19 protein-coding genes are annotated in these 26,094 nt (G+C 71.0%); 11 read left to right on the forward strand and 8 right to left on the reverse strand.

Annotated features, from left to right (window positions below; all coding sequences use genetic code 11):
• Positions 1 to 4 precede the first annotated feature (4 nt).
• The 9 genes from EV372_RS23070 to EV372_RS23110 all read left to right on the forward strand — a co-directional run bounded on the left by EV372_RS23070 (position 5) and on the right by EV372_RS23110 (position 7,843).
• A complete protein-coding gene (locus EV372_RS23070) occupies positions 5 to 598 on the forward strand; it encodes a TetR/AcrR family transcriptional regulator (RefSeq protein ID WP_130397735.1) in 594 nt (197 codons plus the stop codon).
• A gap of 238 nt (positions 599 to 836) precedes the next feature.
• Entirely contained in the window at positions 837 to 1,070 is a 234-nt protein-coding gene (locus EV372_RS23075; protein ID WP_130397736.1) for a hypothetical protein, read from the forward strand.
• Positions 1,071 to 1,401: 331 nt separating this feature from the next.
• Positions 1,402 to 4,242 (forward strand): DUF4040 family protein, encoded by a 2,841-nt coding sequence (locus EV372_RS23080; RefSeq protein ID WP_130397737.1) that lies wholly within the window; start codon positions 1,402 to 1,404, stop codon positions 4,240 to 4,242.
• A complete protein-coding gene (locus EV372_RS23085; RefSeq protein WP_013152765.1) occupies positions 4,239 to 4,547 on the forward strand; it encodes a sodium:proton antiporter in 309 nt (102 codons plus the stop codon). Before EV372_RS23080 ends, EV372_RS23085 begins: the two co-directional genes overlap by 4 nt.
• Complete coding sequence (locus EV372_RS23090; protein ID WP_130397738.1) at positions 4,544 to 6,067, forward strand: monovalent cation/H+ antiporter subunit D family protein; 1,524 nt, start codon at positions 4,544 to 4,546, stop codon at positions 6,065 to 6,067. Before EV372_RS23085 ends, EV372_RS23090 begins: the two co-directional genes overlap by 4 nt.
• Complete coding sequence (locus tag EV372_RS23095; protein ID WP_130397739.1) at positions 6,064 to 6,441, forward strand: Na+/H+ antiporter subunit E; 378 nt, start codon at positions 6,064 to 6,066, stop codon at positions 6,439 to 6,441. Before EV372_RS23090 ends, EV372_RS23095 begins: the two co-directional genes overlap by 4 nt.
• Positions 6,438 to 6,695, forward strand: a complete 258-nt coding sequence (locus EV372_RS23100) for an MrpF/PhaF family protein (protein WP_013152768.1) — start codon at positions 6,438 to 6,440, stop codon at positions 6,693 to 6,695. The genes EV372_RS23095 and EV372_RS23100 overlap by 4 nt, the downstream gene beginning before the upstream one ends.
• A complete protein-coding gene (gene mnhG / locus EV372_RS23105) occupies positions 6,692 to 7,042 on the forward strand; it encodes a monovalent cation/H(+) antiporter subunit G (protein ID WP_130397740.1) in 351 nt (116 codons plus the stop codon). Before EV372_RS23100 ends, mnhG begins: the two co-directional genes overlap by 4 nt.
• 57 nt (positions 7,043 to 7,099) lie before the next feature.
• Complete coding sequence (locus EV372_RS23110; RefSeq protein WP_130399067.1) at positions 7,100 to 7,843, forward strand: GIDE domain-containing protein; 744 nt, start codon at positions 7,100 to 7,102, stop codon at positions 7,841 to 7,843.
• A 187-nt stretch (positions 7,844 to 8,030) separates the two neighbouring features.
• Here the strand turns inward: EV372_RS23110 and dpgD are convergent, their stop codons facing one another.
• From dpgD to EV372_RS23150, 8 genes are all read right to left on the reverse strand, one after another.
• Positions 8,031 to 8,846 (reverse strand): enoyl-CoA-hydratase DpgD, encoded by an 816-nt coding sequence (gene dpgD / locus EV372_RS23115; RefSeq protein ID WP_130397741.1) that lies wholly within the window; start codon positions 8,844 to 8,846, stop codon positions 8,031 to 8,033.
• Positions 8,847 to 8,904: 58 nt separating this feature from the next.
• On the reverse strand, positions 8,905 to 10,248 hold the full coding sequence (gene dpgC / locus EV372_RS23120) for a (3,5-dihydroxyphenyl)acetyl-CoA 1,2-dioxygenase DpgC (RefSeq protein ID WP_130397742.1): 1,344 nt from the start codon (positions 10,246 to 10,248) through the stop codon (positions 8,905 to 8,907).
• Positions 10,249 to 10,289: 41 nt separating this feature from the next.
• Positions 10,290 to 11,045 carry a helix-turn-helix domain-containing protein gene (locus tag EV372_RS23125; RefSeq protein ID WP_130397743.1) on the reverse strand — a complete coding sequence of 252 codons (756 nt, stop codon included), beginning with the start codon at positions 11,043 to 11,045 and terminating at the stop codon, positions 10,290 to 10,292.
• Positions 11,046 to 11,718: 673 nt separating this feature from the next.
• Positions 11,719 to 12,420, reverse strand: a complete 702-nt coding sequence (gene dpgB, locus EV372_RS23130; protein ID WP_130397744.1) for an enoyl-CoA-hydratase DpgB — start codon at positions 12,418 to 12,420, stop codon at positions 11,719 to 11,721.
• 26 nt (positions 12,421 to 12,446) lie between these two features.
• Positions 12,447 to 13,568, reverse strand: a complete 1,122-nt coding sequence (gene dpgA / locus EV372_RS23135; protein WP_486484028.1) for a 3,5-dihydroxyphenylacetyl-CoA synthase DpgA — start codon at positions 13,566 to 13,568, stop codon at positions 12,447 to 12,449.
• A gap of 53 nt (positions 13,569 to 13,621) precedes the next feature.
• Positions 13,622 to 20,830: a non-ribosomal peptide synthetase gene (locus EV372_RS23140; protein ID WP_130397746.1), complete on the reverse strand. Its 7,209-nt coding sequence runs from the start codon at positions 20,828 to 20,830 to the stop codon at positions 13,622 to 13,624.
• A gap of 117 nt (positions 20,831 to 20,947) precedes the next feature.
• Positions 20,948 to 22,183 carry an aminotransferase-like domain-containing protein gene (locus tag EV372_RS23145; RefSeq protein WP_197044297.1) on the reverse strand — a complete coding sequence of 412 codons (1,236 nt, stop codon included), beginning with the start codon at positions 22,181 to 22,183 and terminating at the stop codon, positions 20,948 to 20,950.
• A gap of 117 nt (positions 22,184 to 22,300) precedes the next feature.
• On the reverse strand, positions 22,301 to 22,522 hold the full coding sequence (locus EV372_RS23150) for an MbtH family protein (RefSeq protein WP_013152778.1): 222 nt from the start codon (positions 22,520 to 22,522) through the stop codon (positions 22,301 to 22,303).
• A 377-nt stretch (positions 22,523 to 22,899) separates the two neighbouring features.
• Between EV372_RS23150 and EV372_RS23155 the strand changes: the two genes are divergently transcribed.
• Positions 22,900 to 24,171 (forward strand): MFS transporter, encoded by a 1,272-nt coding sequence (locus EV372_RS23155; RefSeq protein ID WP_486484029.1) that lies wholly within the window; start codon positions 22,900 to 22,902, stop codon positions 24,169 to 24,171.
• Positions 24,172 to 24,207: 36 nt separating this feature from the next.
• Entirely contained in the window at positions 24,208 to 26,082 is a 1,875-nt protein-coding gene (locus EV372_RS23160) for a non-ribosomal peptide synthetase (protein WP_253793060.1), read from the forward strand.
• Positions 26,083 to 26,094 lie beyond the last annotated feature (12 nt).

The following is a 26,094-nucleotide window of genomic DNA, read 5'->3' on the forward strand; positions in this document are numbered from 1 at the left end:
CACCATGCCACGGATCGCGGACCCGCGCCGTCGCCGGGACGTCGTCGACGCGGTGATCGGCCAGCTCTCCCGCACGGGCATCGGCAACTTCTCGCTGCGTGCCCTGGCCGAGGGGCTCGGGCAGAGCACCCGTGTGCTCACCCACCACTTCGCGGACAAGGACGCGCTCGTCGCCGCCGTGCTGGACCGGCTGGACGAGCAGCAGCACGAGGCCCTGCGCGCCACCCCGGGCTGGGAGGACCCCTCCGTGCCGGTCGGCGCCATCGTCCGCTCCACGTGGGAGCGCAACCTCGGCTCCGGTGAGGTGGCCACGACCCGCCTGATCCGCGAGATCGAGGGCCTGGCCGCCAGCGGCAGGCTCCCGCGCCCGGTGCCGGGTTTCGCCCGCAGGCGCGCGGAGTTCGTCGCGGCGTGCCTGGCCGCGCGCGGCCTGGAGCCGAAGGCGGCCCTCGTGCACGCCACCGTGCTCAACGCCGCCTTCGCCGGACTGGAGACCGACTTCCTCATGACCGGTGACCGGGAGCGGACCGAGGCCGCCCTGGAGGACCTGTGCGCCTGGATCGACTCCCGCGTGGCCGGAGCACGACCCGGCGGGTGAGGCGGAGGGCCCGGCGCCCGGCGGATCACGGGGCGCCCCCGGCCCGCGCACCCCTCCCCGCGGCCAGGGGCCCGCCCGCGCCCTCCCGTGGCTCCCGGAGGGCCGGTCGGTCGAAACCAGAGCATACTGAGATCCTGTTCACATCCAGTGCGCGGCGCCCCCGTCTGGCCTGCGTGAAGCAGCAGCTGGTACGGTGGCAGCCGCTGTGATCAAGCAAGACGTGAGGGGAGGTGCCGTGATGTCCCGGACATCGGCCACGGTGCCCCTGCCGCGTCGTCACACGCCCGTCCTCCTGGAAGGCGCGCACTTCCGCGCCCTGGACGTCTACGCACGCGTCGGCCGTTCGCGCTTCGCCGAACGGCACAAGCTGCCCGTGCGTAACCCTCGCCCCCTGGGCACCAACGGCTACTCCACCGCGTGGGGTACCAACGCCCACGGCGAACTCAGCTCCTGCCCGCCCGGACGCAGCTGACTCCTCCGCCTCCGTCGAGGCGTTTCCTCTTTTCCGCATGACGGCCGCCCCATGTCCGCGCGCCGTCGGAGTCCGGCCTGCCCAAGGCACCGGTCTCTGACACCAAGCGCCCGCGGTCCTCTTCGGGTACCGGTCTGCCCAAGGCACCGGTATCCGACGACAGCGCCCGCGGTCCGTTCCGGGTCCCGTCCTGCGTGAGGCACCTTTCGCGTGCCCTCTTCCACCTTTTTTCGCTGAACGCCGACCGTGTCGCGCCCTGGTGCGCCACGGCCGTTCCCGGCGTGTGTCCGCATGCCCGGGGACCGGCGCGCAACCGTGAAAGGACAGCGGCGTGCTGCTGCTCCTCCTTGCCGTACTCACCGTCACCACCCTGCTCGTCCCGCTGATGGGACGCCCACTGGGACGCGCCGCGGGGTGGCCCATCGCCCTGGTGCTGGCCCTGGCGGCCCTGTGGGTCGGGGCCCAGGGGCCCTCCCTGTGGAACCACGACCGGGTCCTGGAGGCGTCCCTGCCCTGGATGCCCGCCCTCGGCGTGGGCCTGCACCTGCGCATGGACGGCCTGGCCTGGCTGTTCTGCGTACTCGTGCTCGGCGTGGGCGCGCTGGTCATGGCCTACTCCACCCGCTACTTCCCGCCCGGGCGCAGGACGGGCTTCTACGTCCTGATGAGCGCCTTCGCCCTGTCCATGACCGGTCTGGTCCTGGCCGACGACGTGGTCCTGCTCTTCGTCTTCTGGGAGCTGACCACGATCTGCTCCTTCTACCTGATCGGCCTGTCCGGACCGGGCGCCTCACGACCGGCCGTGCGCACGTTCCTGCTCACCGCCATGGGCGGCCTGGCACTGCTGACCGCGGTGGTGCTGCTGTGGGTGCGCACCGGCACCACCCGCCTCAGCGCGATCCTGGGCGACCCGTCCTGGACCCAGGACACCGCCTTCACCAGCACCGTGGCGGTGCTGGTCGTCATCGCGGTGTTCACCAAGTCGGCCCAGTTCCCCTTCCACTACTGGCTGCCCGACGCCATGGCCGCGAGCACCCCGGTGAGCGCCTACCTGCACGCGGCGGCGATGGTCAAGGCCGGCGTCTACCTGGCGATGCGCTTCTCCCCGGCCTTCACGGACACACCGCTGTGGGGCACCACCCTGGTCGTCGCCGGTCTGACCACCGCCGTGATCGGTGCCGTGATGGCCCTGCGACGGCACGACCTGAAGGAACTCACCGCCTACTCCACGGTCAGCCAACTCGGCTTCCTCGTCGCCGTCATCGGTGTGGGGACCCCGCAGGCGCTCGTCGCCGCCGTCGTGCACACCGCGGCCCACGCCCTGTTCAAGTCGGCGCTGTTCATGTCGGTGGGCGTGATCGACCACCAGACGGGAACCCGGGACCTGCGCGAACTCGGCGGTCTGCGCCGGACGATGCCCGTCACCGCTGCGGTGAGCGCGCTCGCCGCCCTGTCCATGGCCGGGGTCCCCCCTCTCCTGGGGTTCGTCAGCAAGGAGAACCTCTTCGAGGCGCTCCTCCAGACACCGGGGCCCGCCTGGGCCGGTCCGGTCGCCGGGGCCGTCGCGGTCGCCGCGGCGTCGTTGACCTTCGCCTACGCCTTCCGGTTCGTGTACCTGGCCTTCGGCGGGAGCGGCAGGCGCCATCCGGATCGGGAACCGCCCCGGGAGGCGGGCGCGCTCCTCCTGGCCGCCCCCGTGGTCACCGCGGCGGCGGGCCTGGTCCTGGGGCTGGGAGCCACGGCGCTGAACCCGGCCGTCTCCTGGGCCGCGGGGGACGCGGCCCTGGCTCCCGCGGACTCCCACCTGGCGCTGTGGCACGGACTCAACCCCGCCCTGGGGATGTCGGCCGCCGCCCTGCTCCTGGGCGCCCTCCTGACCTGGGCCTCCGGCTCCGGGGAGAAACTCGCCGGGCGCCGGTTCCTCCCCGTCCGGGGCACAGGCGTCTTCGAACGCGTGCACGCGGCGGTCATCGCCCTGGGAACGCGCGTGGGCGACCTGACCCGCACCGACGCGCCCACCCGTCACCTGGCCGTGCCGTTCGTCATGCTCATCGCGCTCGCCGCCGTGGTCTTCGCTCTCGGACTGGACTACGGGCCGCCGCCCGCTCCCACCTCACGCGCGCTGGACTGGCTCCTGGTGGCGTTGGTGGCGGTCGCGGTGCTCACCTCGGTGGTGACCCGCTCGCGGATGGCCGCCCTGGCCCTGGTCGGGGTCGCCGGGTTCGCCACCGCGCTGTGGTTCGTCTTCCTCGGCGCCGTCGACGTGGCGCTGACCCAGTTGCTGGTGGAGACCCTGACAGTGGTCGTGGCGGTACTGGTGCTGCGCCGGCTCCCCCGCGAGTTCCACCGGGTCCGCCGCTCACGCGCCGCCCTCACCGCGGCGATCGCCCTGGCCGCGGGAACCGTGGCGGGACTGGGCGCCTACCTGCTCACCGGCCGCAGGGAGCTCTCCGGGGTCAGCGACTACCTGCTCTCCCACGCGCGCGAGGACACCGGCGGCACCAACGTGGTCAACACGATCCTGGTCGACTACCGGGCCCTGGACACACTGGGCGAGCTCACCGTCCTGGGGGTGGCCGGTCTGATCATCATCGCCGTCCTGAGTTCGTCCGGTCTCACCGCGAACGGCGAGGCCTCCTCCCGCGTGTCCGGGACCAACCCGGTCTGGGACGCCGACGACAACACCGTGATCATGCGCACCGTGGCGCGCTGGCTGATCCCGCTGCTGGTGCTGTGGTCGCTCTACCTCCTGCTGCGGGGCCACAACGCCCCGGGCGGGGGCTTCATCGCCGGACTGGTCGGCGGTTCGGCCTTCGCCCTGGCCTACCTGACCGCGCCCAGCGCCTCGGCGGCCCGCATCCGCCTGGCCTATCCGGCCTTCATCGCCGCGGGCGTCCTCACCGCCGCGGTCACCGGTCTGCTCGGCTACGCCGACGGGTCCTTCCTGAGGCCCCTGCACGCCGACATCCCCCTGCCCTGGGGCGGTCACTACCACTTCACCAGCGCGCTCGTCTTCGACGTGGGCGTCTACCTGGCCGTGGTCGGCGTGCTGCTGACCGCGCTCAACCAGCTGGGGCTGCCCCGGAGCGGGCGCGAGAGCCCCCCGGAGCCCGACGAGCACCGCACACACGAGCCCGTCCAGCACGGTCCGGCCACCGGAGGTACCCGATGACCCTGGCCATCACGATCGGCGTCCTGACCGCCGGAGCCGTCTACCTGATCCTGCAACGCGGCATGGTCCGCGTCGTCCTGGGCTTCGTCCTGCTCAGCCACGGGGTCAACCTCCTGCTGATGTCGGCGGGCGGCGCCTTCCGCCGAGGAGAACCCCTGCTGGGACGGGACACCGGCGCGGCCATGGCCGACCCCCTGCCGCAGGCGTTCGTGCTCACGGCGATCGTCATCGCCTTCTCCATCACCATCTACATGCTCGCCCTCGCCGCGACCGGTGAGAGCGACGACACCGAGGACGCCTCATGATCCCCGTTCTCCTGCCCGTGCTGGTCGCGGTCCCCGTCCTGGGCGCCGCGCTGCTGGTCCTGCCCCTCGCACGCGGGGTGGTCCGCGCCCTGTTCCTGGGAACCAGCGCCTTCGCGCTCGCCGCCGGCGCCGTACTGCTCTGGTGCACGCGGGAGGGACAGGTACACGCCCACCAGGTGGGTCTGTGGCCCGCCGGGGTGTCCATCCCCTTCGTCGCCGACACCTTCAGCGCGCTGATGGTCACCACCACCGCCCTGCTGGTGCTGGTGTGCTCGGCCTTCGCCGTGGCCACCGGCGAGGCCGACCGGCGCTTCTTCCCGTCCCTGGTGCTGGTGCTGTCCGCCGGGGTGTACGGGGCGCTGCTCACGGGCGACCTGTTCAACCTCTTCGTGTTCGTCGAGGTGATGCTGCTGCCCTCCTACGGGCTGATGGCCATCGCCGGGACCCTGCGCGGTCTGCGGGGCGGACGGACCTACGTCGCGGTCAACCTGCTGACCTCGACCGTGTTCCTGGCCGGTGTCGCCCTGGTCTACGGCACCGCCGGAACCGTGCAGCTCGGCGAGCTCGCGGGCGCCGCCCAGGAGTCGCCCGCGGTCGCGGTCGCCATGGGCGTGGTGCTGCTGGCGATGTCGGTCAAGGCCGCCGTCGTGCCGGTGCACGGCTGGCTGGCGCGCACCTACACCGCGCCCTCCCCGGCGGTGACCGCCCTGTTCTCCGGCCTGCACACCAAGGTCGCCATCTACGCGATCTACCGCCTCTACGCGGTGGTCTTCGGCGGCGAGTCCTCGCTGCTGTGGGTGGGCCTGGTGCTGTTCGGCGCGACCATGCTGATCGGGGTCCTGGGCGCGGTGGGGGAGGGCACCACCCGCTCGATCCTGGTCTTCCACATGGTCAGCCAGATCGGCTACATCCTCCTCGGCGTCGCCCTGTTCACCGAACTGGGACTGATGGCGGGCATCTTCTACCTCATCCACCACATGGTGGTGAAGGCGTCCCTGTTCCTGTCCACCGGCGCGATCGAGCACGTCCACGGCACCGGCAGGCTCGACCGGCTGGGAGGCATGGCCCGCCGGGAACCGCTGCTGGCCCTGGCCTTCCTGGGCGCGGCCCTGTCCCTGGCCGGACTGCCGCCCTTCTCCGGGTTCGTCGCCAAGCTCACCCTGGTCGCCGCCGCCTTCGGCGACGGCCAGTGGGTGGTCGCCGCCGTCGCCGTCGCCGTCAGCCTCATCACCCTGATGTCGATGCTCAAGATCTGGGGCTCGGTGTTCTGGGGCCCCGACCCGGGCCCGGGCTCCGGTCCCGAACCCGGGGGCGGACGGTCGGCGGAGGGGGCCGGGACGGTCACCGCGCCCCCGGCCGCCACGAGGATCCGCGCGGGCCTGGTGCTGCCCGCGGTGGCGTTGACCGGCGTCACCCTGTGCGTCGGCCTGGGCGGCCAGGTCCTGCTCGACCTGAGCGCCCAGGCCGCGGCCCATCTGCTGGACACCTCCACCTACGTCGAGGCGGTGACGAACCGATGACCCCTCTCCTGCTCAGGGCCCTGCGGATCGCGTGGTTCCCGTTCTTCTACGGCTCCCGGGTGGTGACCTCCACGCTCCGGGTCGCCTGGGACATCCTCACCCCGGGCAGCGCGTCCGTGCCCGCCCTGATCGAGGTCCCGTTGCGCTGTCGTACCGATCTGGAGATCACGGCCGTCGCCAACATGGTCTCCCTGACCCCCGGAACGGTGACCGTGGCCACCCGCACCGACCCGCCCGCCCTGTGGGTGCACGGCATGTACACCGCTGACGAGCGGGCCTTCCTCGACGACATCCACCAGATGGAGGACTACCTGTTGGGTCTGACACGCGCCGGACGGACGAAGGCCGCGCCCCGCGGGGAGGAGACCCGATGAACCCCGTCGACATCGCGCTGCTGCTGCTCGGCGCGTCCATGGTCCTGGCCGCGTACCGGATCCTCTCGGGCCCCGACCGGGCGGACAGGGCCGCCGGGGCCGACGTGGTCCTCTTCGGCTTCGTCGGCCTCGTGGTCGTCCTCGGCCTTCGCGTCGACTCCGCCCTGGTGGTCGACATCGTGCTCGTGTGCGCCCTCGTGGGGTTCCTCTCCGCCCTGTCCCTGGCCCGACTGATCTCCGGAGGCAAACGATGACCCCGTTCGAGACGCTCGCCGTGGCCTGCGTGATCGCCGGCGCGTCCGTGTTCGCCGTGGGAGCCCTCGGCCTGGTGCGCCTGCGCGACTTCTACGCCCGCCTGCACGGGGTGTCGGTCTCGGCCGGGTTGGGGACGGCCCTGCTCCTGCTCGGTCTGCTGCTGTGGTTCCCCTCGGTGGAGAACGCGCTCAAGATCGGCCTGGCGCTGCTCGTGCAGCTGGCCACCGCGGCGGTCGGCGGCAACGCCCTGGCCCGGGCGGGCTACCTGGCGGGAACACCCCTTTCCCCCGCCACCCGGCACGACGCCCTCGCTGACGCGGACACGGACCGTTCGGAGGAGGGCTGACCCTGCTTCGTGCCGGTGGCCCGTCACCACGGCCACCGGCACGAGGAGGTGGTGACTATGGATGACATGTTCGTCGGTGGAGCGCGGACCGCGTTCCAGCTCCTGGCCCTGCTGGCCACCGTGCTCAGCGCCCTCCTGCTCGCCCGGGTGCTGCGCACGCGCGCACGGTCCACGAGGATGCGCCGCTCCCGGACGCCTCCGCTACGGGACCTGCCCAGCTCCGGCACCCCGGTCCTGGTCGACGGGAACGCCGTGCCGGGGTCCTCGGGACCACTGGTGGCCCCCTACTCCGGGACCAGGTGCGTGTGGTACCGGACCGAGGTGTGGGACCACCGCCCCGGCGAGGGCTCGCGCCACGATCGCCTTCGCGTGAGCCTGGTCCACGCGGAGCAGAGCGAGGCGCCCTTCCTGATCGAGGACAGGACGGGGAGCGCGTGGTGCCACCCCCGCGGAGCCGTCACGGACAAGGTCCCCCTCACCCATGACTCCTTCGTGGTCGACCCCTTGGCGGAGGGCGCTCTCGGCAGGGCGGAGACGAGGTGGGAACTCCGACCCGAGCACGCGCATTCGAGCACCGGCCGCTCCTACCGGGAGTGGGCCATCGCGCCGGGGACCCGTCTGCTGGTCAACGGGACCGCGTACGAGTGGAACGAGGAGACCCTCGTCGCGAGCTCCTCCGACGGATACCTGCTGCTCTCGACGCGCACCGCCCCGCAGGTGTACGACGCCCACCTGACGAGGCAGGTCCTGGCCGGAGCCGCCTTCCTCGGATCTCTCGCGGCCACCCTGTGGCTCCTGTGATCCGACGACCGCGGACGCGATCACGCCGAAACTCCTCCGCGGCCGGCGCCGCCGGACTGCGGACACCGCAGGGCCCGGTCTTCCCCGAGAACCGCGCCGGCCTCTCCCCGCACCACCGGATGGGCTTTCGCGCGGTGGGCGGGCGCGTACCGATCGCGGCCCCGCCGGGCGGTCGGACGGCGCCCCCTCAGCGGCCCCGCCACCGGGGAGGGCGTTTCTCGGTGAACGCCCGGGGCCCCTCCCGCGCGTCCTCGCTGCGCGCGCGCCGCTCCTCCCAGAAGAAGCGGCTGCCGAACGCCTGCTCCACGGACAGGTGGGACGAGCGGGCGACGGCCTCCTTGATGGCCCGCACCGACAGGGGCGCGCTGCGCAGGAGGTCGTCCACCCAGCCCCGGACACACGCGTCCAGCTCCTCGTGCGGGACGACGTCGTTCACCAGGCCCAGGTCCGCCGCGCGTCGCGCCGACATCCGCCGTCCCGTCAGCAGGTGGCCCATGGCGATCCGGGCGGGGATCTGCCTGGTGAGCCGGAAGACGCCGCCCGCCCCGGGGACCAGGCCCAGCCGTGCCTCCGGCAGGGCGAACGTCGAGCGCTCGGAGGCGACGATGACGTCACACGCCAGGGCCAGCTCGAACCCGCCCCCCAGGGCGTACCCGTCCACGCGGGCGATGACGGGCTTGGTGAACGCGTGGCGTTCGGTCAGCCGGGGCCAGCCCGGAGCCCCCCGGCTGCCGAAGGTGGTCCCCTCGGCGCCACCGGAGTCCAGCGCCGCCCGTTCCCTCAGGTCCTGGCCCACGGAGAACGCGCGGTCGCCGGCCCCGGTCAGGACCACCGCCCAGACGTCGTCGTCGGCCTCCACGTCGTCCCAGACCTCGGCGAGTTCCTCGTGGGTCCGCAGGTCCATGGCGTTCAGGACGTGGGGGCGGTCGATGGTCACGCGGGCGACACGGTCCTCCTTCACGTACCGGACCCGTGGCGGGGCGGTCTCCTGTTCCGCGGACATGCTCCTCCGTAGGCTGGCGGGCGGTCCGACCCGGCGCGGCGGGCCCTCCGGCCCTATCTCAGGCGCGCGCCGTGGTGAAGCGGCCGGTCTTGGTGATGACGTCCTCGCTGTACAGGCGCAGCGACTGCTGGAGCGCGAACTCGGACATGTAGGCGCGGAAGGGCTCCGACGGGTTCTCCGCCAGCTGGAGCATGCGCCTGTTCGTGACGACGGCCGGGCTGTCCATGCGTTCGGCCGCCTCCTCCACGGCGGCGTCCAGCAGGGCCGGGTCGACCACGTGGTCGAAGAGCGCGGCCGCCTGCGGCTCGGTGGCCCAGATCCGCCGGCCCCAGAGGATGACCTCCCGGGAGAGCCGGGTGCCGCCGACGCGTCCGAGCCGGAGGTTGGCCACACCGGGAACGATGCCCTCCTGCGCAGCCGGGAGGCTGAAGTAGGCGTCCTCACCGGCGATCACCCTGTCGAAGACCAGCAGCAGCTGGGCCCCGCCGCCGATGGCGAAGGCGTCGACCGCGGCCACCCACGGCTTGTGGACCGTCGGAGCCCGCCACGAGTCCGGTTCCTCGACGGCCAGGCCCCGGACGATCTTGTTGATGTAGCCGAGCTCCCGCCGGAGCAGGAAGTCCACGAGGGAGATCCGTCCGGCGTGCAGTTCCTTGAGGTTGATCCCCGCGCTGAACACGCGCCTGCCCCGGTGGCGAGGGTGCTCCATCGGGCCGCCCCGCAGTACGCCGACTCCCACGTCGGGGTCGAGCAGCACCAGGTCCACCGCGGTCTCCATGGAGTCCACCTGGTCGTTGTCCTCGGCGTTGAGCCGGTCCGCGCCGCACATGGTCACGTGCGCGGCGGAGCCGATCCTTTCGAGTCGGACGGAGCCGAGGTCCGCGACGCCGGTCCTGCGGTACTCGGGGTACAGGGCCCGCGCTCGGCCGGTGGGGCGGAGCATCGAGTCGACGAGGTGACGCCCCGACGCCTCGGAGCCCAGGACGGCCCGGAAGAAGATCCCCTGGTCGATCTCCAGGCCCTCCTTGCGGGCTTGGAGCCGGGCGGACTCGGCGGCCATCTGATCGGGGGTCGGGACCAGGCCGGGGAACCGGGTCGCGGCGTCCGTGACCAGTTCGCGCAGGCGCGGGCGCCGCCGGAGGCCGTCGGTGAGGTCCCGGTAGACGCTGTCCACGTGCGCGCCGAGGAACCGGGAGCGGACGGCACGGAGGGTGTCCTTGGCCCGGGAGACGACCTGGTGCTCCTCGGGCGTGCGCCGCGCGGGTTCGGCGGCCGCGGCGAGCACCTCGTCCAGACGCAGCGCGGCGTCGCCGAGGACGCCGGCCGCCGTCGGCAGGTCGTGGGGGAGCGCTGTGGCGTCGACCTTGGCCAGAGCGTCCGCCGCCGTGAGCAGGGCGTTCATCGTTGAGGGCTCCGAAGTGGGGGGAGGGGACCGGACGGTGCTCAGAGGCACCAGTTGATCTGGGCGGGAACATCCGGAAGCGGGGACGCCGTCTCCTTCGGGCCGGTTCCGGCCTCGGAGCACAGGCGGTACAGGCCGAGCTGGTGGGCCCTGAGGCCGGCCTTGAAGCGGGACGAGGCCCCGAGCGCGGACATGACGCCCGCCACGTGGCGGCGGTAGGTACGGACGGACACGCCCATGCAGCGGGCCGCGGACTCGTCCTTCATCCCGGAGCACAGGTAGTACATCGCCCGTGCCTGGTTGTCGTTGTCGAGGATGCCGAGGGCGTCCCGCAGGCTGGAGAAGCCCACCGCGCGGTCCCAGAGGGCGCACTGGTAGCGGATCATCCAGTCGATCATCCCCGGGGAGCGCACGACGCGCAGTTTGGTCGCGTCGTCGGCCCGGTCGGACTCGACGAAGCCGACACGCGAGCCGATCACCAGCATGGTGGGGAAACCGTCGGGGGCCACGCGGACGCGCACGCCCCGGTCGGAGAGGAGCGCGATCGCCCGCCGGTTCCCTCCTTCCAGGAGGTCCGAGTGGGTGGCCGTCATCTTGAGGTCGACCCTGCGGGAGGGGCCCGCGGATTCGGTGATCCTGGTGACGGCGGAGGCACCGAGGATCGAGGCCGAAACGGTCGTCATCCGAACCTCGGGGAGGGGGTCCCCGAGCAGTTCCACCTCTTCCCAGAAGCGGGCCGTGAGGTCGCGGGCGTCGACGTCCTCGTCCCCGCCGTCCAGGGCAGGAGCCAGGTTCATCCTCCAGTGGGCACCAGGGTTTTCGAGAGGGTCGTTCGGGGGACTGGGGGATTCGGCGCCCTCCTCGAGAGAAACGTCGATGCAGGGTTCCCGAATAGCCGGTTCATTCATTTTTGAAAGATGTCTCGCTGGGGGTTCGCGATATAGTGAAGTGAACATATTGATTGTTACAGTGCGGCCTGTTTCCATCAATGTCTTGGCCAGTTGTGGACATGGTGACAACGCCGACCGCTTTGCGGGCGGCCGCCGGGAGGCGGGTACCACGGGTCGCGTGCGCCGGTCTTCGCAAAGCCGCTGCGGGACCGGGACCGAAGCGGCGCGGCATGGTCACCCGTGACCTCCCCTTCCTCCGCCGCGCCGCTCCCGACCGGCGGGCCCTGGGCCCATCCCGCCCCCGCTCACCGCGCACGGCCGGCGGCGGGAAAACGGGCGAACAGCCCGGAGGAGACGCCCTGGCCCGCCGCCGAGGCGCTCGCCAGCCCGCGCGGAGCGCGGGCCCCGCCGCCCGGGTCGCCGAAAATGACTGGACGGCCGCCATCCGAATAGCCGCCAGCGCCGAATGGATGGAGTTTTGGGCGGATTTTCGTTCAACAATGCAGGACGTTTCGGTACCGCGTTCCGGAATTCGGCCGGGCGCCTTCCCCCGCGTGAGGGGCGCCCAGCCGGATGCGCGTCACACGCGTGCCGGTTCCTCCGACGGGGTCCGGTCCCGCAGACGCCTCAGCTCGCGGTCACAGGCCGACAGGTGGCGGCCCAGGGCGTCCTCGTAGGCCGTCGAGGACGCCTCCATCGCCAGGCGGCGACGGATCGCGAACTCCGGCCCGGACCGGGTGGCGACCGACGCCAACAGGGACTCCACCCCCGCGTCCGCCGGGTCGAGCACCTCGTCGACCAAACCCAGCCCACGGGCCTCCTCCGCCGGGAACGGAAGACCCAACAGCGCGCAACGGCGGGCCGCTCCGTGCCCGGCCTGCTGGCGCAGGCGGTACAGGACCATGCCGGGCCACGCGGTCTCCTCCGTTTGGGGGAAGCGCAGGCTCGACCCGGGCGCCATGATCCTGAGGTCGCTGGAGAGGAGGAGTTCGGCCGCGACCCCGCCGCAGTCCGCCTCGACGATCGCCACGGTGGCGATACCCACCCGCTCCAGACGGCGCAGTGCCCGCTCCCACTTGTTCACCGTGTGCACGGTGACCTCGTCGGACACGGGAAGGCCCGCGGGGACCCCCCGGAGGCGAAGCGTTCCGACGATCCCGGGGCCCGCGTCCTCACACGCGTCCGCGAACGCGTTCACCTCGGCCACGAGCGCGGCGGACAACGGAAGCGAGCCGTCGATCCGCAGGTTCGGCGCGTTGCCGTCGTTGGACGTACTGGTCACTGTGTCTCCTCTGTTCGAAGGGGTCGTCACCACTGGCACAGCGCTGCCTCGATCGTCGATCCGGGACCCATGGTCATGAGGACGCCGTGGTCGCCGGGGGAGGCGACGCCCTCCTCCAGGAGCTGCTGGTACGAGAACAGGAAGGAGCCGCTGGACAGGTTGCCGTAGTCGCGGAGCACGCTCGTCGTGTGCCGGACGTCGTACCTGGTCAGGCCGAGGTTGACCATGACCGAATCGATGACCTTCTTGCCGCCGGAGTGCACCGTCCAGTGCCGGATGTCGCTGCGGCGCAACCCGGTGCCGCCCAGCAGGCGGTCGATGATGATGTTGGCGTGGGCCCCCACGACGTAGGGCACCTCGGGGTCCAGGAAGAAACTGAACCGGCCCTGCTCGGAGTCCCAGTCGTAGCGCATGGCGGGAAGGGCGTCCACGATGATCTGGCTGGAGAACTTCAGCAGTCGCGGACCGGTGGGCTCCGGACGGTCCACGGTGTCGCCGGAGACCACGGCGATCGCGGCCGAACCGTCTCCGAAGAGGCTGTTCACCACGGACGTGCGCATCGTCCCGTCGAACACGTAGGCGGCGGAGCAGGCCTCGATGCACACCATGACGGCGAGCTTCCCGGGGTGGGCCCGCGCCCACCCGGCGACGGCGTTGAGCGCGTTCAGCCCCGCGTTGCAGCCCATCCCGACGACGTCCAGACGGCTGGCGCTGGAGGGGATGCCCAGCTCACGGATGAGCAGGGCGCTGAACCCCGGGGTGAGGAAGCCGGTCGTGGTGACACAGCACAGGTAGCCGATGTCGGACAGGTCGGCCCCCGCCCTCTTCAGGCACTCCTGGAGGGCGCGGGCGCCCATGTCGATACCCTGCCGCCTGTGCTTGTCCAGCAGCTCTCCCTGGACCTCCATGACCCGTCCGCCGTCCGGCCCCTCCGGGGGGAGGGTGAGGTGGCGCCGGTCGATGGCGCTGTTGCGGAAGACCGAGCGGATCCTCGGATCCCGGATGTCGAAGATCTCCAGGAGTTCGTCCTGGGAGTAGGAGGTGGGCGGGACCGCCGTTCCGACACCGACGATCGCCGCGGGGGTTCCGCCGCGGTCAGCGGCTGCGGGAGCCCGGCTCTCCGGAGCGGTTGCGAGATGTGCGTTCACACGGGAATCCATTTCTTGTGGATACGGACCTGGGCGTGATGGGCGGGTGGTCGTCAGCGGTTCGGGGTGCCGTCCAGCCGGTCCACCTCGGGAAGGAGAGAGGAGACGAGGGGGCCCACCGCCCCGGCGGACCGGGGCGAGAGCAGGGCGAAGTGGTCGACCGAGGTGGCACGGACACGCACGTCCGCACCGAGGAGGCCCGCCCAGCCGTGCGCGGCGGGGGGTTCGTCCCCCTCCTGGCGCGCCTCCACGAAGGCGGTCGGCACGTCCGTCCCCGCCGAACGGTGCGCGGCCATCGCCGCCACGTTGTGGCGCGCGATCTGGAAGAGGCGCTCCAGGACGGGGTCGTCCAGAATCGAGAGAGCGCTCCCCCTCGCTTCCAGGGCCGCGCGTACGTCCGGGATCCGCGGCCGGTCGTCCGCGGGACCGATCGGCACCACGAGGCCGTCGAACGCGGCCGAGCACACGTCCTCGGGGGAGGGGTCGGGGTCGGTCCGGTCGGCGCCGCCGACGTGGGCGTCCAGGAGGATCAGCTGGTCGGGGGCCTCCCCGGCCTCGGTCAGCTCGCGCGCCGCCTGCTGGGCCACGGTGCCGCCGAAGGACCAGCCCAGCAGCACGCGGTGACGGGAGGAGGAGAGTTCGCGGATCCGTTCCGCGTGGTGCGAGGCGAGTTCCGCCACCGTGAGGGGAAGGGCCTCGTCCGTCTCCAGGCGCGGGTCGTGGAGGATGTGGACGGGGCGATCCGAAGGCAGGTGCCCCAGCAGACTGGAGTAGCACCAGCCCAGGCCGTTGACGGGTGGGAAGAGGAAGAGCGGGGGCAGGCCGCCGTCGCCGTGGTAGGTCGTCACCCCACCGATGCCGTGGGGGCGGCCGTCGCGCTGGAAGAGGCCGTCCGGCAGCAGCCGTTCGGCCAGGCCGGCCACCGTGGGGGCCTCGAAGAGTGCTCGTACTCCCGCGTGCACGCCCAGGACCGAGCGGACCCGGCCCATCAACCGGGTCGCCGACAACGAATGCCCGCCCAGAGCGAAGAAATCGTCGTCGATCCCGACCCGCTCCACCCCGAGCACCTGGGCGAAGAGTCCGCACAGAACCTCCTCGCGCGGGTTGCGCGGAGTGCGGCCCGTTCCCGAGACCACCTCCGGGGCGGGGAGCGCGGTTCGGTCGACCTTGCCGTTGACGGTCAACGGCAGCGCGTCGAGTTCCACCACGGCCCAGGGCACCATGTACTCCGGCACCACCCGACCCAGATCACGACGCACCCGGTCGGAATCGATCGTCCTGCCCGGTTCGGGGACCACATAGGCCACCAAACGTTTGTCGCCGTCCGCGCTCTGATGCACCGACGCGACCGCGTCCGCCACCCCGTTCAGGGCCGTGGTGGCGGCCTCGATCTCACCGAGTTCGATACGAAAGCCCCGTACCTTGACCTGGTCGTCGGAGCGGCCCACGAACACCAGCTCGCCCTGAGGGGTCCAGCGGACCAGGTCCCCGGTGCGGTACATCCGCTCACCAGGGGCGAAGGGGCAGGCCACGAACCGCGAAGCGGTCACAGAGGGCTGGTTGACGTACCCCCGGGCCAGACCCGCACCACAGATGTAGAGCTCGCCCACCACCCCGGCCGGGACCAGGGACAACCCCTCATCCAGAACGAACACCTCGGTACTGGCGACCGGTCCACCGATGGTCACGGGACCGTCCTGCCCCAGCGGCCGCAGGGGGGCCGACACCGTCGCACACACGGTGCTCTCCGTCGGCCCGTAGGCGTTGTGCATGCTGCGACCCGGCGCCCACAGATCGACCAGGCGCTGAGGGCACGCCTCCCCGCCGACGACCAGTCGGCGCAGTGAGGGAAGGCCGTTCTCGGGCATCGTCGCGAGCACCGCGACGGGCACGGTCAGGGAGGTCACACGCTGCTCCGCGATGAACTCCGAGAGTTCGAACCCGGTCAGGCCCTCGTCGGGGATGACCAGAGTGGCGCCCTGGCAGAGCGGCGCGTAGATCTCCTGGACGGAGACGTCGAAGGCGGGCGAGATGCACAGGGCGACCCGGTCGCCCTCGCGCAGGGGGTTGCAGGAGATGAGCCGGTCGATTCCGGTGTGGGTGACGGCCACCCCCTTGGGCACACCGGTCGATCCCGAGGTGTGGATGACATAGGCGGTGTTGGCCAACCTCAACGCAGACACACGATCGCGGTCGCTCAAAGGCCCGCACGCATACCCGCCCAGGTCCAACTCCTGGAGGAGGACGGACTCGATCCCCTCGGGCGGCACGGCGGCGGTCCCATCGACCAGCGCCAGACGGGCCCCGGTCCCGGACACGATGTGCCGCTGACGCGCGGGCGGATAGTCCGGATCCACGGGTACGTACACACCACCCGCCTTCATCACCGCGAGCAGGCCCACCACCAGCCCCACACCCCGGCCCATCGACACCACCACGGGCACTTCCGGACCCACCCCGCGCGCCACCAACCACCGCGCCACACGATTGGACCGCGCGTCCAGTTCCGCGTACGTCAACCGCTGCGTACCGGACTCGACCGCGACCGCCTGGGGGGAGCGCGCCGCCTGGGAGCGGAAGGAGTCCGTGATGGTGTCCGGTGTGTGCGCGGTGGTCGGGCCCGTGCCCCAGGTGCGTAGCTGGTCGTGTTCGTCTGCTCCCAGGATGTGCAGGTCGCGGACCGCTACCCCTGGATCCGCGCACACCTGCTCCACCACCCGCACCAGGCGCTCAGCAAGAAGACGAGCGGTGGCCTGGTCGAACAGGTCACGGGCATAGACCACGCTCACCCGCAGCCCGCCCGCAGCGTCCACCCCGAACCCGAAGAACAGATCGAACTTGGCCGCCACCTCCGCGACCTGCACCGACACACCCTCCACCCCGGGCAGCTCCACACCCGAGTACCCGCCGTCCTCCTCCCAGGCCACCGACACCTGGAACAGGGGATGGCGGGACAGCGACCGCGAGGGGCGCAGCGCTTCCACCACCCGCTCGAAGGGAACCTGGGCGTGATCGAAGGCCGCCAGATCCGCCTCCCGCACCCGCCCCAGCAACTCCGTGAAAGACGGGTCGCCGCTCAGGTCGGTGCGTAGCGCCACGGTGTTGACGAAGAACCCGACCAGGTCCTCCAACGCCGGATCCTCACGCCCCTCCACCACCGTGCCCAACACCAGGTCGGTGCCCGCACCCAACCGGCTCAACACAGCGGCCACCGCCGCTTGGGCGACCATGAACACCGTGGCGCCGCTGGCCCGGGCGAGGGCGCGCACCCGCCCCGCCGCCCCTTGGGGGGCGGTCACGCTGACCTGTCCTCCCTGGTAGGAGGAGACGGCCGGGCGGGGCCGGTCGGTGGGCAGCACCAGCTCTTCCGGGGCTCCGGCCAGGTGCTGGCGCCAGAACTCGACCTGTTCCCGGGTCAGGTCGGTGGGTTCATCGTCGCCGCCCCACAACTCGTGCTGCCACAGCGCGTAGTCCACGTACTGCACCGGCAGCTCCTCCCACCGGGGGGTCTGCCCAGCACATCGGGCTTGGTAGGCCTGTCCCAGGTCCCGGGAGAGCGGACCCATCGAGGCGCCGTCTCCCGCGATGTGATGCACCACCAACACCAACACCCATTCCTGGTCAGCATTCGTCTCAGGTAGCACCCGCACCAGGTGGGCGTGCACGGGGATGTCGTGTTCCAGGTCGAACAGGTGAGCCGCGTGATCGGCCACCACCCCACCCACCTGATCAGGGGCGCACTCACTGACCCCCAACTCCACCTGCCCCCCGGTGTCGGCCTCCAGCACCCGCTGCACCGGCTCGCCCCCGACTTCGGCGAACACCGTCCGCAACACCTCGTGCCGACCCACCACGTCATTGAGCGCCGCACCCAACGCACCCACATCCACCGGCCCCCGCACACGCGTCACCACCGGAATGTTGTACGTGGCCGAAGCACCCTCCAACCGCGACAGGAACCACAACCGGCGCTGAGCAAACGACAACGGCACCACACCAGGCCGCCGCCCCACACGCGACAACCCCACCACCCCGCCTGAGCCCTCCACCCCCTCCAAGCGGGGCAACAACCCCGCCACCGTGGGAGCCTCGAAGAGTGCTCGTACTCCCGCGCGCACGCCCAGGACCGAGCGGACCCGACCCATCAACCGGGTCGCCGACAACGAATGCCCACCCAAAGCGAAGAAGTCATCATCGATCCCGACCCGCTCCACCCCCAACACCTGGGCGAAGAGCCCGCACAGGACCTCTTCGCGCGGGTTGCGCGGAGTACGCCCCTGGCCTGCGGTGATGTGGGGTGCGGGCAGCGCGGTTCGGTCGACCTTGCCGTTGACGGTCAACGGCAGTGCGTCGAGTTCCACCACGGCCCAGGGCACCATGTACTCCGGCACCACCCGACCCAGATCACGGCGCACCCGCTCGGAATCGATCGTCCTGCCCGGTTCGGGGACCACATAGGCCACCAGGCGCTTGTCACCATCCGCGCTCTGATGCACCGACGCGACCGCGTCAAGCACCCCGTCCAGGGCCGTGGTGGCGGCTTCGATCTCACCGAGTTCGATGCGAAAGCCCCGTACCTTGACCTGGTCGTCGGAGCGGCCCACGAACACCAGCTCGCCCTGAGGGGTCCAGCGGACCAGGTCCCCGGTGCGATACATCCGCTCACCGGGTGCGAAAGGGCAGGCCACGAACCGTGAAGCGGTCACAGAGGGCTGGTTGACGTACCCCCGGGCCAGACCCGCACCACAGATGTAGAGCTCACCCACCACACCAGCCGGGACCAGGGACAACCCCTCATCCAGAACGAACAGCCGAGTACCCGCAACCGGACCACCCATCGACGGGACGTCCCGCTCGGTGATCCGGGCGCTGGTCGCGTTGACGGTCGTCTCCGTCGGGCCGTAGTAGTTGTAGCCCGACGTCTCCGACCGGGCCAGCCTGTTCCACAGCGATTCGCCTATCGCTTCGCCACCGGTCGACACGATGGCGGGGCAGTGCCGGGGATCGTCCAACAGGCCCGCGTTCACCAGGTACTGGGCGAGCGTCGGCGTCGTGTTCAGGAAGTCGATGCGCTGCTCGACGACGTAGTCCTTGAGCAGGTCGGCGTCATGCCGGACCTCATCGCTGATCAGGTGCAGTTCGTGACCGGCGAGCATGCCCGCGATCTCGTCCCAGCAGGCGTCGAAGGAGAAGGGCGCGATGAGGGCCAGCCGCATCCGGCTCTTGCCCGCGGACCGGCACTCCGGTGCGAGGAGCCCGTCCCGGATCGATCCCAGGTGGGCCCGGAGGGATCGGTGCTCCACGATCACGCCCTTGGGAACTCCGGTCGAGCCGGACGTGTGGATCACGTAGGCCGGATGTTCTGGAGCGGGGCGGTACTCGGGCCCGGGGTCGTCGGTGGACTGGAGGTCGATCTCCGCGCGGACCTCCTGGCTGCCCAGGACGAGTCCGGGTACGCCGAGCTCCCGTCCTTGGTTCCAGGCACCGGTGGTCACGATCAGCGAGGGGCGGCTGTTCGCGAGGATGAGGGCGGTCCGGTCCGCTGGGGAGTCGGGTTCGACCGGAACGAAGGCGCCGCCCGCCTTGAGCACGGCCAGCATGGAGACCAGCAGGTCACAGGTGCGGGGTAGCGCCAGAACCACCCGGCTCTCAGCCCCCACGCCTCGCCGACGGAGCACGGCCGCGAGTCGGTTCGCGCGCGTGTTCAACGTCCTGAAGTCGAGTTCTCCGTCCTGCGCGACCAGGGCGATCTCGTCGGGGGCCGTCTCCACCTGGGTGCGGAAGACGTCGAGGACCGTCTCCAGGGGGGCCGCGGCGGCGGGCTCGGCCGTCCCCCAGGCCTGGAGAAGGGTCTTCCGCTCCCCCGGGGCCAGGGAATCGAACCGGCTCACCGCGGTATCCGGATTCGCGCACACCTGTTCCAGCATCCGCACCAGGCGCTCACCTAACAGCCGGGCCGTCTCCTGGTCGAAGAGGTCCTTCGTGTAGCCGACGTTCACGCTGAGCTGGAGCCCGCTCCCGTCGAGGGCCTCCGCCTCCTCGAAGCCGAATTCGAGGTCGAAGTGCACGGCATCGCTCTGTACACGGTGAGCTGTGCTCACGAGGCCGGGCAGCGACATCATGTCCGCGCCGCCACTGGTGTACGACACGAACGCCTGGAACAGGGGATGGCGGGACAGCGACCGCGAGGGGCGCAGGGCTTCCACCACCCGCTCGAAGGGAACCTGGGCGTGATCGAAGGCCGCCAGATCCGCCTCCCGCACCCGCCCCAGCAACTCCGTGAAAGACGGGTCGCCGCTCAGGTCGGTGCGTAGCGCCACGGTGTTGACGAAGAACCCGACCAGGTCCTCCAACGCCGGATCCTCACGCCCCTCCACCACCGTGCCCAACACCAGGTCGGTGCCCGCACCCAACCGGCTCAACACAGCGGCCACCGTGGCTTGGGCGACCATGAACACCGTCGCGCCGCTGGCCCGGGCAAGGGCGCGCACCCGCTCTGCCGCCCCTTCGGGGGCGGCCACGCTGACCTGTCCTCCCTGGTAGGAGGACACCGCCGGGCGGGGCCGGTCGGTGGGCAGCACCAGCTCTTCCGGGGCTCCGGCCAGGTGCTGGCGCCAGAACTCGACCTGTTCCCGGGTCAGGTCGGTGGGTTCATCGTCGCCGCCCCACAACTCGTGCTGCCACAACGCGTAGTCCACGTACTGCACCGGCAGCTCCTCCCACCGGGGGGTCTGCCCAGCACATCGGGCCTGGTAGGCCTGTCCCAGGTCCCGGGAGAGCGGACCCATCGAGGCCCCGTCCCCCGCGATGTGGTGCACCACCAACACCAACACCCACTCCTGAACAGCACCCGCCGCAGACCCCTGGTCAGAACCTGGACCGGCCTCCTGGTCAGCATTCGTCTCAGGTAGCACCCGCACCAGGTGGGCGTGCACGGGGATGTCGTGTTCCAGGTCGAACAGGTGAGCCGCGTGGTCGGCCACCACCCCACCCACCTGATCAGGGGCGCACTCGCTCACCCCCAACCCCACCCGGGCCGAGCCCGGCTCCAGCACCCGCTGCACCGGCTCGCCGTCCACCTCGGCGAACACCGTCCGCAACACCTCGTGCCGACCCACCACGTCATTGAGCGCCGCACCCAACGCACCCACATCCACCGGCCCCCGCACACGCGTCACCACCGGAATGTTGTACGTCGCCGAAGCGCCCTCCAACCGCGACAGGAACCACAACCGACGCTGGGCAAACGACAACGGGTACACGGATCGGCCTCTCTGAAAGGAGTGTGGGCGTGGGGAGACACGGAAAAGGTCAGAACTGCGGAGTGGGTCACGGACGCCCGCGGGTCATCTCCCCCGCCGTGTGCGGGCAGCGGGAATTCAGCCGCCGACGTGGTCGGTGACGAACGAGGCGAAACGTTCGACACCGAGCGCGATCCTGTCCTGGGTGAGATGGCTGAAGGAGAGCCTGATCTCGTTCCGTGGAATTCCGTCGCCGTGGAAGTGGTGCATGGGGGTCCACAGCACACCGTGTTTTCGCGCGCAGACGCCGAGGGCCTCGTCACTCGCGGGAAAGGGGACCTCCAGGGTCAGGAAGAACCCTCCCGACGGGGTGTTCCAACTGACGCCGTGGCCCTCCCCTTCGGGAAACCTCCGGGACATCTCCTGGAGGAGGCGGGACAGGTTGCCCTGGTAGACGTTCCTCTCCCGGCTGTTCGCCGAACGGAGGCTGAATCCGTTCATGATCAGCTTTCCCCCCATCACCGCCTGAGTGATCGGGGAGGTGTTGATGTTGAGCATTCCCTTGGCCTTGGCCAGGTGGTCGGCGAAAAGGGTGTCCGATGATTCGTGTGCCGACACGCGCTGGTCGGCGACGACGTATCCGACCCTCGCTCCCGGGATACCGGACTTGGCGAAGGAACCGAGATAGACCACGGACCGCGACGTGTCCAGGGACTTCAGGGTGGGGGCGCCGCTCTCCTCGGGGCCGAAGACGCCGTAGGGGTTGTCCTCGATGAGGAGGATCCCCTGTTCCTCGGCGCTCTCCAGCAGGCTCCGCCGGGCGGCCACCGACAGACTGCGCCCGGTGGGGTTGGCGAAGTCCGGGATCACGTAGCAGGCGCGGGGGTTGAGCCCTTCCCGGCGTGCCTCCTCCGCGGCTTCGGTGAGGCTCTCACCGTCGATCCCCGAAGCCGGTTCCCGGACCGGGCGGACCCCCATCTCCACCAGGCGCGCCGCCGCGTCGAGCCCCGAGTAGTTCGGCCGCACCGCGAGCACCACGTCCGACGGGTCCCCGCGCAGGGCGCGCAGCACCAGGAAGAGGGCCTCCTGGCAGCCGGAGGTGACGACGACGGCACGGGGGTCCACCCGCATGCCCTCGTCCGTCTCCAGGTTGCGGCAGATGAGGTCGTTGACGATCCCCCTGGCACTGCCGTACTGGAGCAGCGTGCGGCGGACCTGCTCCTCGCTCTGCCCCCGCTCCTCGGTGAGGTGGACGCGGAACGCGTCCAGGTAGTGGTGGACGGCGTCGAGGTCGAAGAAGCCCTCGAACGGCTGCCCCGCGGCGAACGAGATGGCGTCGGGGTAGACGTTCCCGATCTCGTTCAGGAAATTCATCGACTCCGTGGTCGGCGAGTCAAGTGATGCGTGCATGTCGGAGAGCGCCAGGTCCACTTCGTATCCCCACCGTTCGGTCTTTTCCTGTTCCAGGTGATGCTGCGTGGACCCGTTTTCTCAGTTCTTCTCGTCCGAGAGCATGGCGTCGACCAGGCTTTTGGGACGCATGTCGGTCCAGTTCTCCTCGATGTAGGAGAGGCATTCGGATCGCGGGGAGCTCGGGACCCGGACTTCCCACCCTTCGGGGACGTCGGCGAAGGCGGGCCAGAGGGAATGCTGGCCTTCTTCGTTGACGAGAACCAGGAAAGAGAGGTCCTCGTTGTCAAAGGGGTTGCCCATGGCGCTCTCCGGGGTGTGGTGGATGGTGAACGAGCCTTGCTTTGACGGCTTCGTGACGATTTGCCGGTGTCTAAGGAAGCGTAGGTAGACCCTCTCCGGAAGGACAAGGAGGGTATCGGGAAACTCCATGTCAGGAACCTGCCACGGCTTCCTCCGGGCTTCGATCAAGGTTTGACCTGCGAAAACGAAGGGGCGCTCGGAAAGAGCGCCGGGTTGTCCGGTTGATGACAGGGAAAAAGCGCACTCGTGGAATATGCTTCGGACTGGCAAGCGGGTGACCAGCTGTTTTTCCTATGGCGGGTGCCCCGGCGGGAGGCGATCGGGAGCAGGGGAACCGCGTGGAAGACGAAGGACGAAAGGGAGCCGGGGCGCCGACCGTGGACGTTCCGCTACGGCGGAACCGCAGGTTCCAGCTCCTGTGGGTGGGGTCGGCGTTCTCGTTCTTCGGACTGGAGGTCTCCGAACTCGTCTACCCGCTGGTCGTCCTGGCCCTGACCGGTTCCCCCGCCTGGGCGGGCGCCTTCGGCGGCGTGCAGATGGTCGCCACGCTCCTCGCGGCCCTGCCCGCGGGGGAGCTCTGCGACAGGTACGACCGGCGCGCGCTCCTGCTCCTGGCGGAGGGCACCCGGGCGGCCGCCACGCTGAGCGTGGTGGCGGCGCTCCTGTTCGCGACGCTCACCCTGCCCCACCTGCTGGTCGTCGCGGCACTCCTCGGCCTGGTCACACCGCTGGGCGGCTCGGCGCGCATGCTCCTGGTCCGCGCCGTGGTGCCTAGGGAACAGCTCACCTCGGCCCTCACCCAGGAGGAGGTGCGCAGCAACGGCGCGGCCATGGCGGGCCCCCCGCTGGGCGGATTCCTGTACGCGGTGAGCATGGCGACGCCCTTCGTGTTCACCACGATCACCTTCGCCCTCTCCGTCGTGTGCGTACTGTTCGTCCGCCCGGTCCCACCCCGGCCCGGGGGCTCCGAGGAGGACGCCGACGGATCGGCCTGGACCCGGATGCTGTCGGGCCTCAGGACGATGGCGGCCGCCACCGAGCTGCGCCGGGTCCTGCTCTTCACCGTCCTGATGAACGCGGTGAGCGCGCCCTTCCTCCTGATCTCGGTGGTGGTCCTGGAGGAACAGGGCGCGTCCTCCACGGTGATCGGTTTCGCCATGATGGGCCTGGCGGCGGGCGGCCTGGTCGGCGCCTTCCTGGTCAAGCCCCTGCACCGGCTGCTGCCCCCCGGCGGGGTCATGCTCGCGGTGGGCGGCAGCACCGTCCTCCTCATCGCGCTCTTCGCCGTCCCGTGGGGCCCCTGGTGGCTGGCCGCCCTCCTGTTCCTGCTCACCGTCGGCGTCCCGGCGATGCGGATCCTGGTCGACCTGCTGATCTTCCGTCAGGTGTCCGACGAGATCAGGGGAAGGGTGATCGCGGCGGCGATGACCCTCTACGGGGTGGGAGGCGCCGTCGGCATGGCCGGGGCCGGTCTGCTCCTGGAGTTCCTGCGGCCCGGCCACGCGGTCCTCACCCTGGCCGCCGTACTCGCCGTGTGCGTGCTCCTCGCCTTCGCCCACCGGGGCTTCCGGACCATGGCGTGGCCCGTGGAGTCCGCTGACGGCGACGGTTCCCCGGAGAGGTCCACCAGCGAGGCCGACCCCAACTGACCAGGACACCAGCGGAGAAACGATCGGGGACTCATGATGGCGACCAACAGTGCGGTGAGCGGCGCGGAGGCGGAGACCTTCCTCGCGGGCCTTCTCGAACGCCAGGCCAGGAACCAGCCGGACGCGACCGGCCTCGTGCATGCGGGCCGCGCCCACACCTACGCCGACCTCAACGCCAGGGCCAACCGGCTCGCGCGTGCGCTCATCGACGCCGGGGTGGGACCGGAGACGCGCGTGGCGGTGTCGATGCGGCGCTGTCCGGGCGCGATCGTCGCCCTCTTCGCCGTGCTCAAGGCGGGCGGCGTCTACCTTCCGATCGACGCCACCCACCCCCGCGAGCGCATCGGATACGTCCTGGCCGACAGCGCCCCGAAGGTCGCCGTCACCGATGACCGGGGCGCCGACGCCCTCGCCCGCCACGGTGCGCCGATGACGTTCCTGCGCCTGGGGGAGGACGGCGACACCGGCGGACACCCCGCCGACCACGACGTCCGCGACGAGGAGCGCCGGTCGCCGCTGCGCCCCGACAACCTCGCGTACATCATGTACACCTCCGGCTCCACGGGCAGACCCAAGGGCGTGCAGATCTCCCAGTCCAGCCTGGGTCTGTACAGCCGCCACTACAGCCGGTTCTTCGACGAGGCGGGCGCCGGACGGCGCCTGCGCATCGCCCACACCGCCGCGCTGACCTTCGACGTCGGCTGGAACTCCGTCATCGGACTGGCCGCGGGCCACGAGATGCACCTCTACGCGGAGGAGGACTACCGGGACGTCGACCGCTTCGTGCGGATCATGAGCCGACACCGACTCGACTGCGTCGTGTTCACCGCGTCCTACTGGGGGGCGCTGGTGCGGTCCGCGGAGTGGGGCAGGGGGGATCACGCGCCCCGGGTGCTGCTCTCCTGCGGGGAGGCGTTCCCGAACGCCCTCTGGCAGCGGCTCCGAGGGATCGAGGGAACCCGCGTGATGAACACCTACGGGCCGACCGAGGCCACCGTGGAGGCGGTGGCCACCGACACCGACGCCACCCCCCGCCCCACGCTGGGCGCACCGATCCCGGACACGGGCGTCCACGTCCTGGACGACGCGCTCGCGCCCGCGCCGGCCGGGTCTCCCGGCGAGCTCTACATCACCGGCGCCCGCCTCGCCCGCGGGTACCTCAACCGGCCAGGGCTGACCGCCGAGCGGTTCGTCGCCTCGCCGTTCGCCCCGGGAGAGCGCATGTACCGGACGGGTGACGTCGTCCGGCGGAACGACGACGGCGATCTGGAGTTCCTCGGGCGCGTCGACGACCAGGTGAAGATCCGCGGCTTCCGTGTCGAGCCGGGGGAGGTCGAGGCGGTGCTCGCCTCCCACCCCGCCGTCTCCCGGGCCGCGGTCGTGGTGCGGGAGGACCGGGACGGGGCGCGCGGTCTCGTCGGCTACTTCGTCGTGGACGGCGGCGGCGTGGACGAGGCCGAACTGCGCCGGCACCTGGGCAGGACACTGCCGGACTACATGGTGCCCTCCGCCCTGCTGAGGGTGGACGAGATGCCGCTCAACGCCAACGGCAAGCTCGACAGGGGAGCGCTCCCGGAGCCGACGAGGAGCGCGGAGCGCGCACCGGACCGGGCGGACACGGTCGAGGAGGTCCTCCTCCACATCCTTCGCGAGGTGCTGGAGGAACCCGGGCTCGGGCCCGGGGACCTCTTCACCGAACGCGGAGGCGACAGCATCCGGGCGTTCCGCGTGGTCACCCGGGCCCGGGACTCCGGAGTCGTGGTCTCCACGACCGACGTCCTCAGGCACCAGTCCGCGACGGCGATCGCCGGGGCGGCCACCGTGGACGCCGAGGCCGGGGCCGGGGCCGGGCCGACCAGGCGTGTCCCGGACCGCGAGGTCAGCGAACTCCAGAAGGAACTCGGCCTGTGAACCCGCACCCGC

The organism is Nocardiopsis sp. CNZ308, assembly GCF_004217075.1.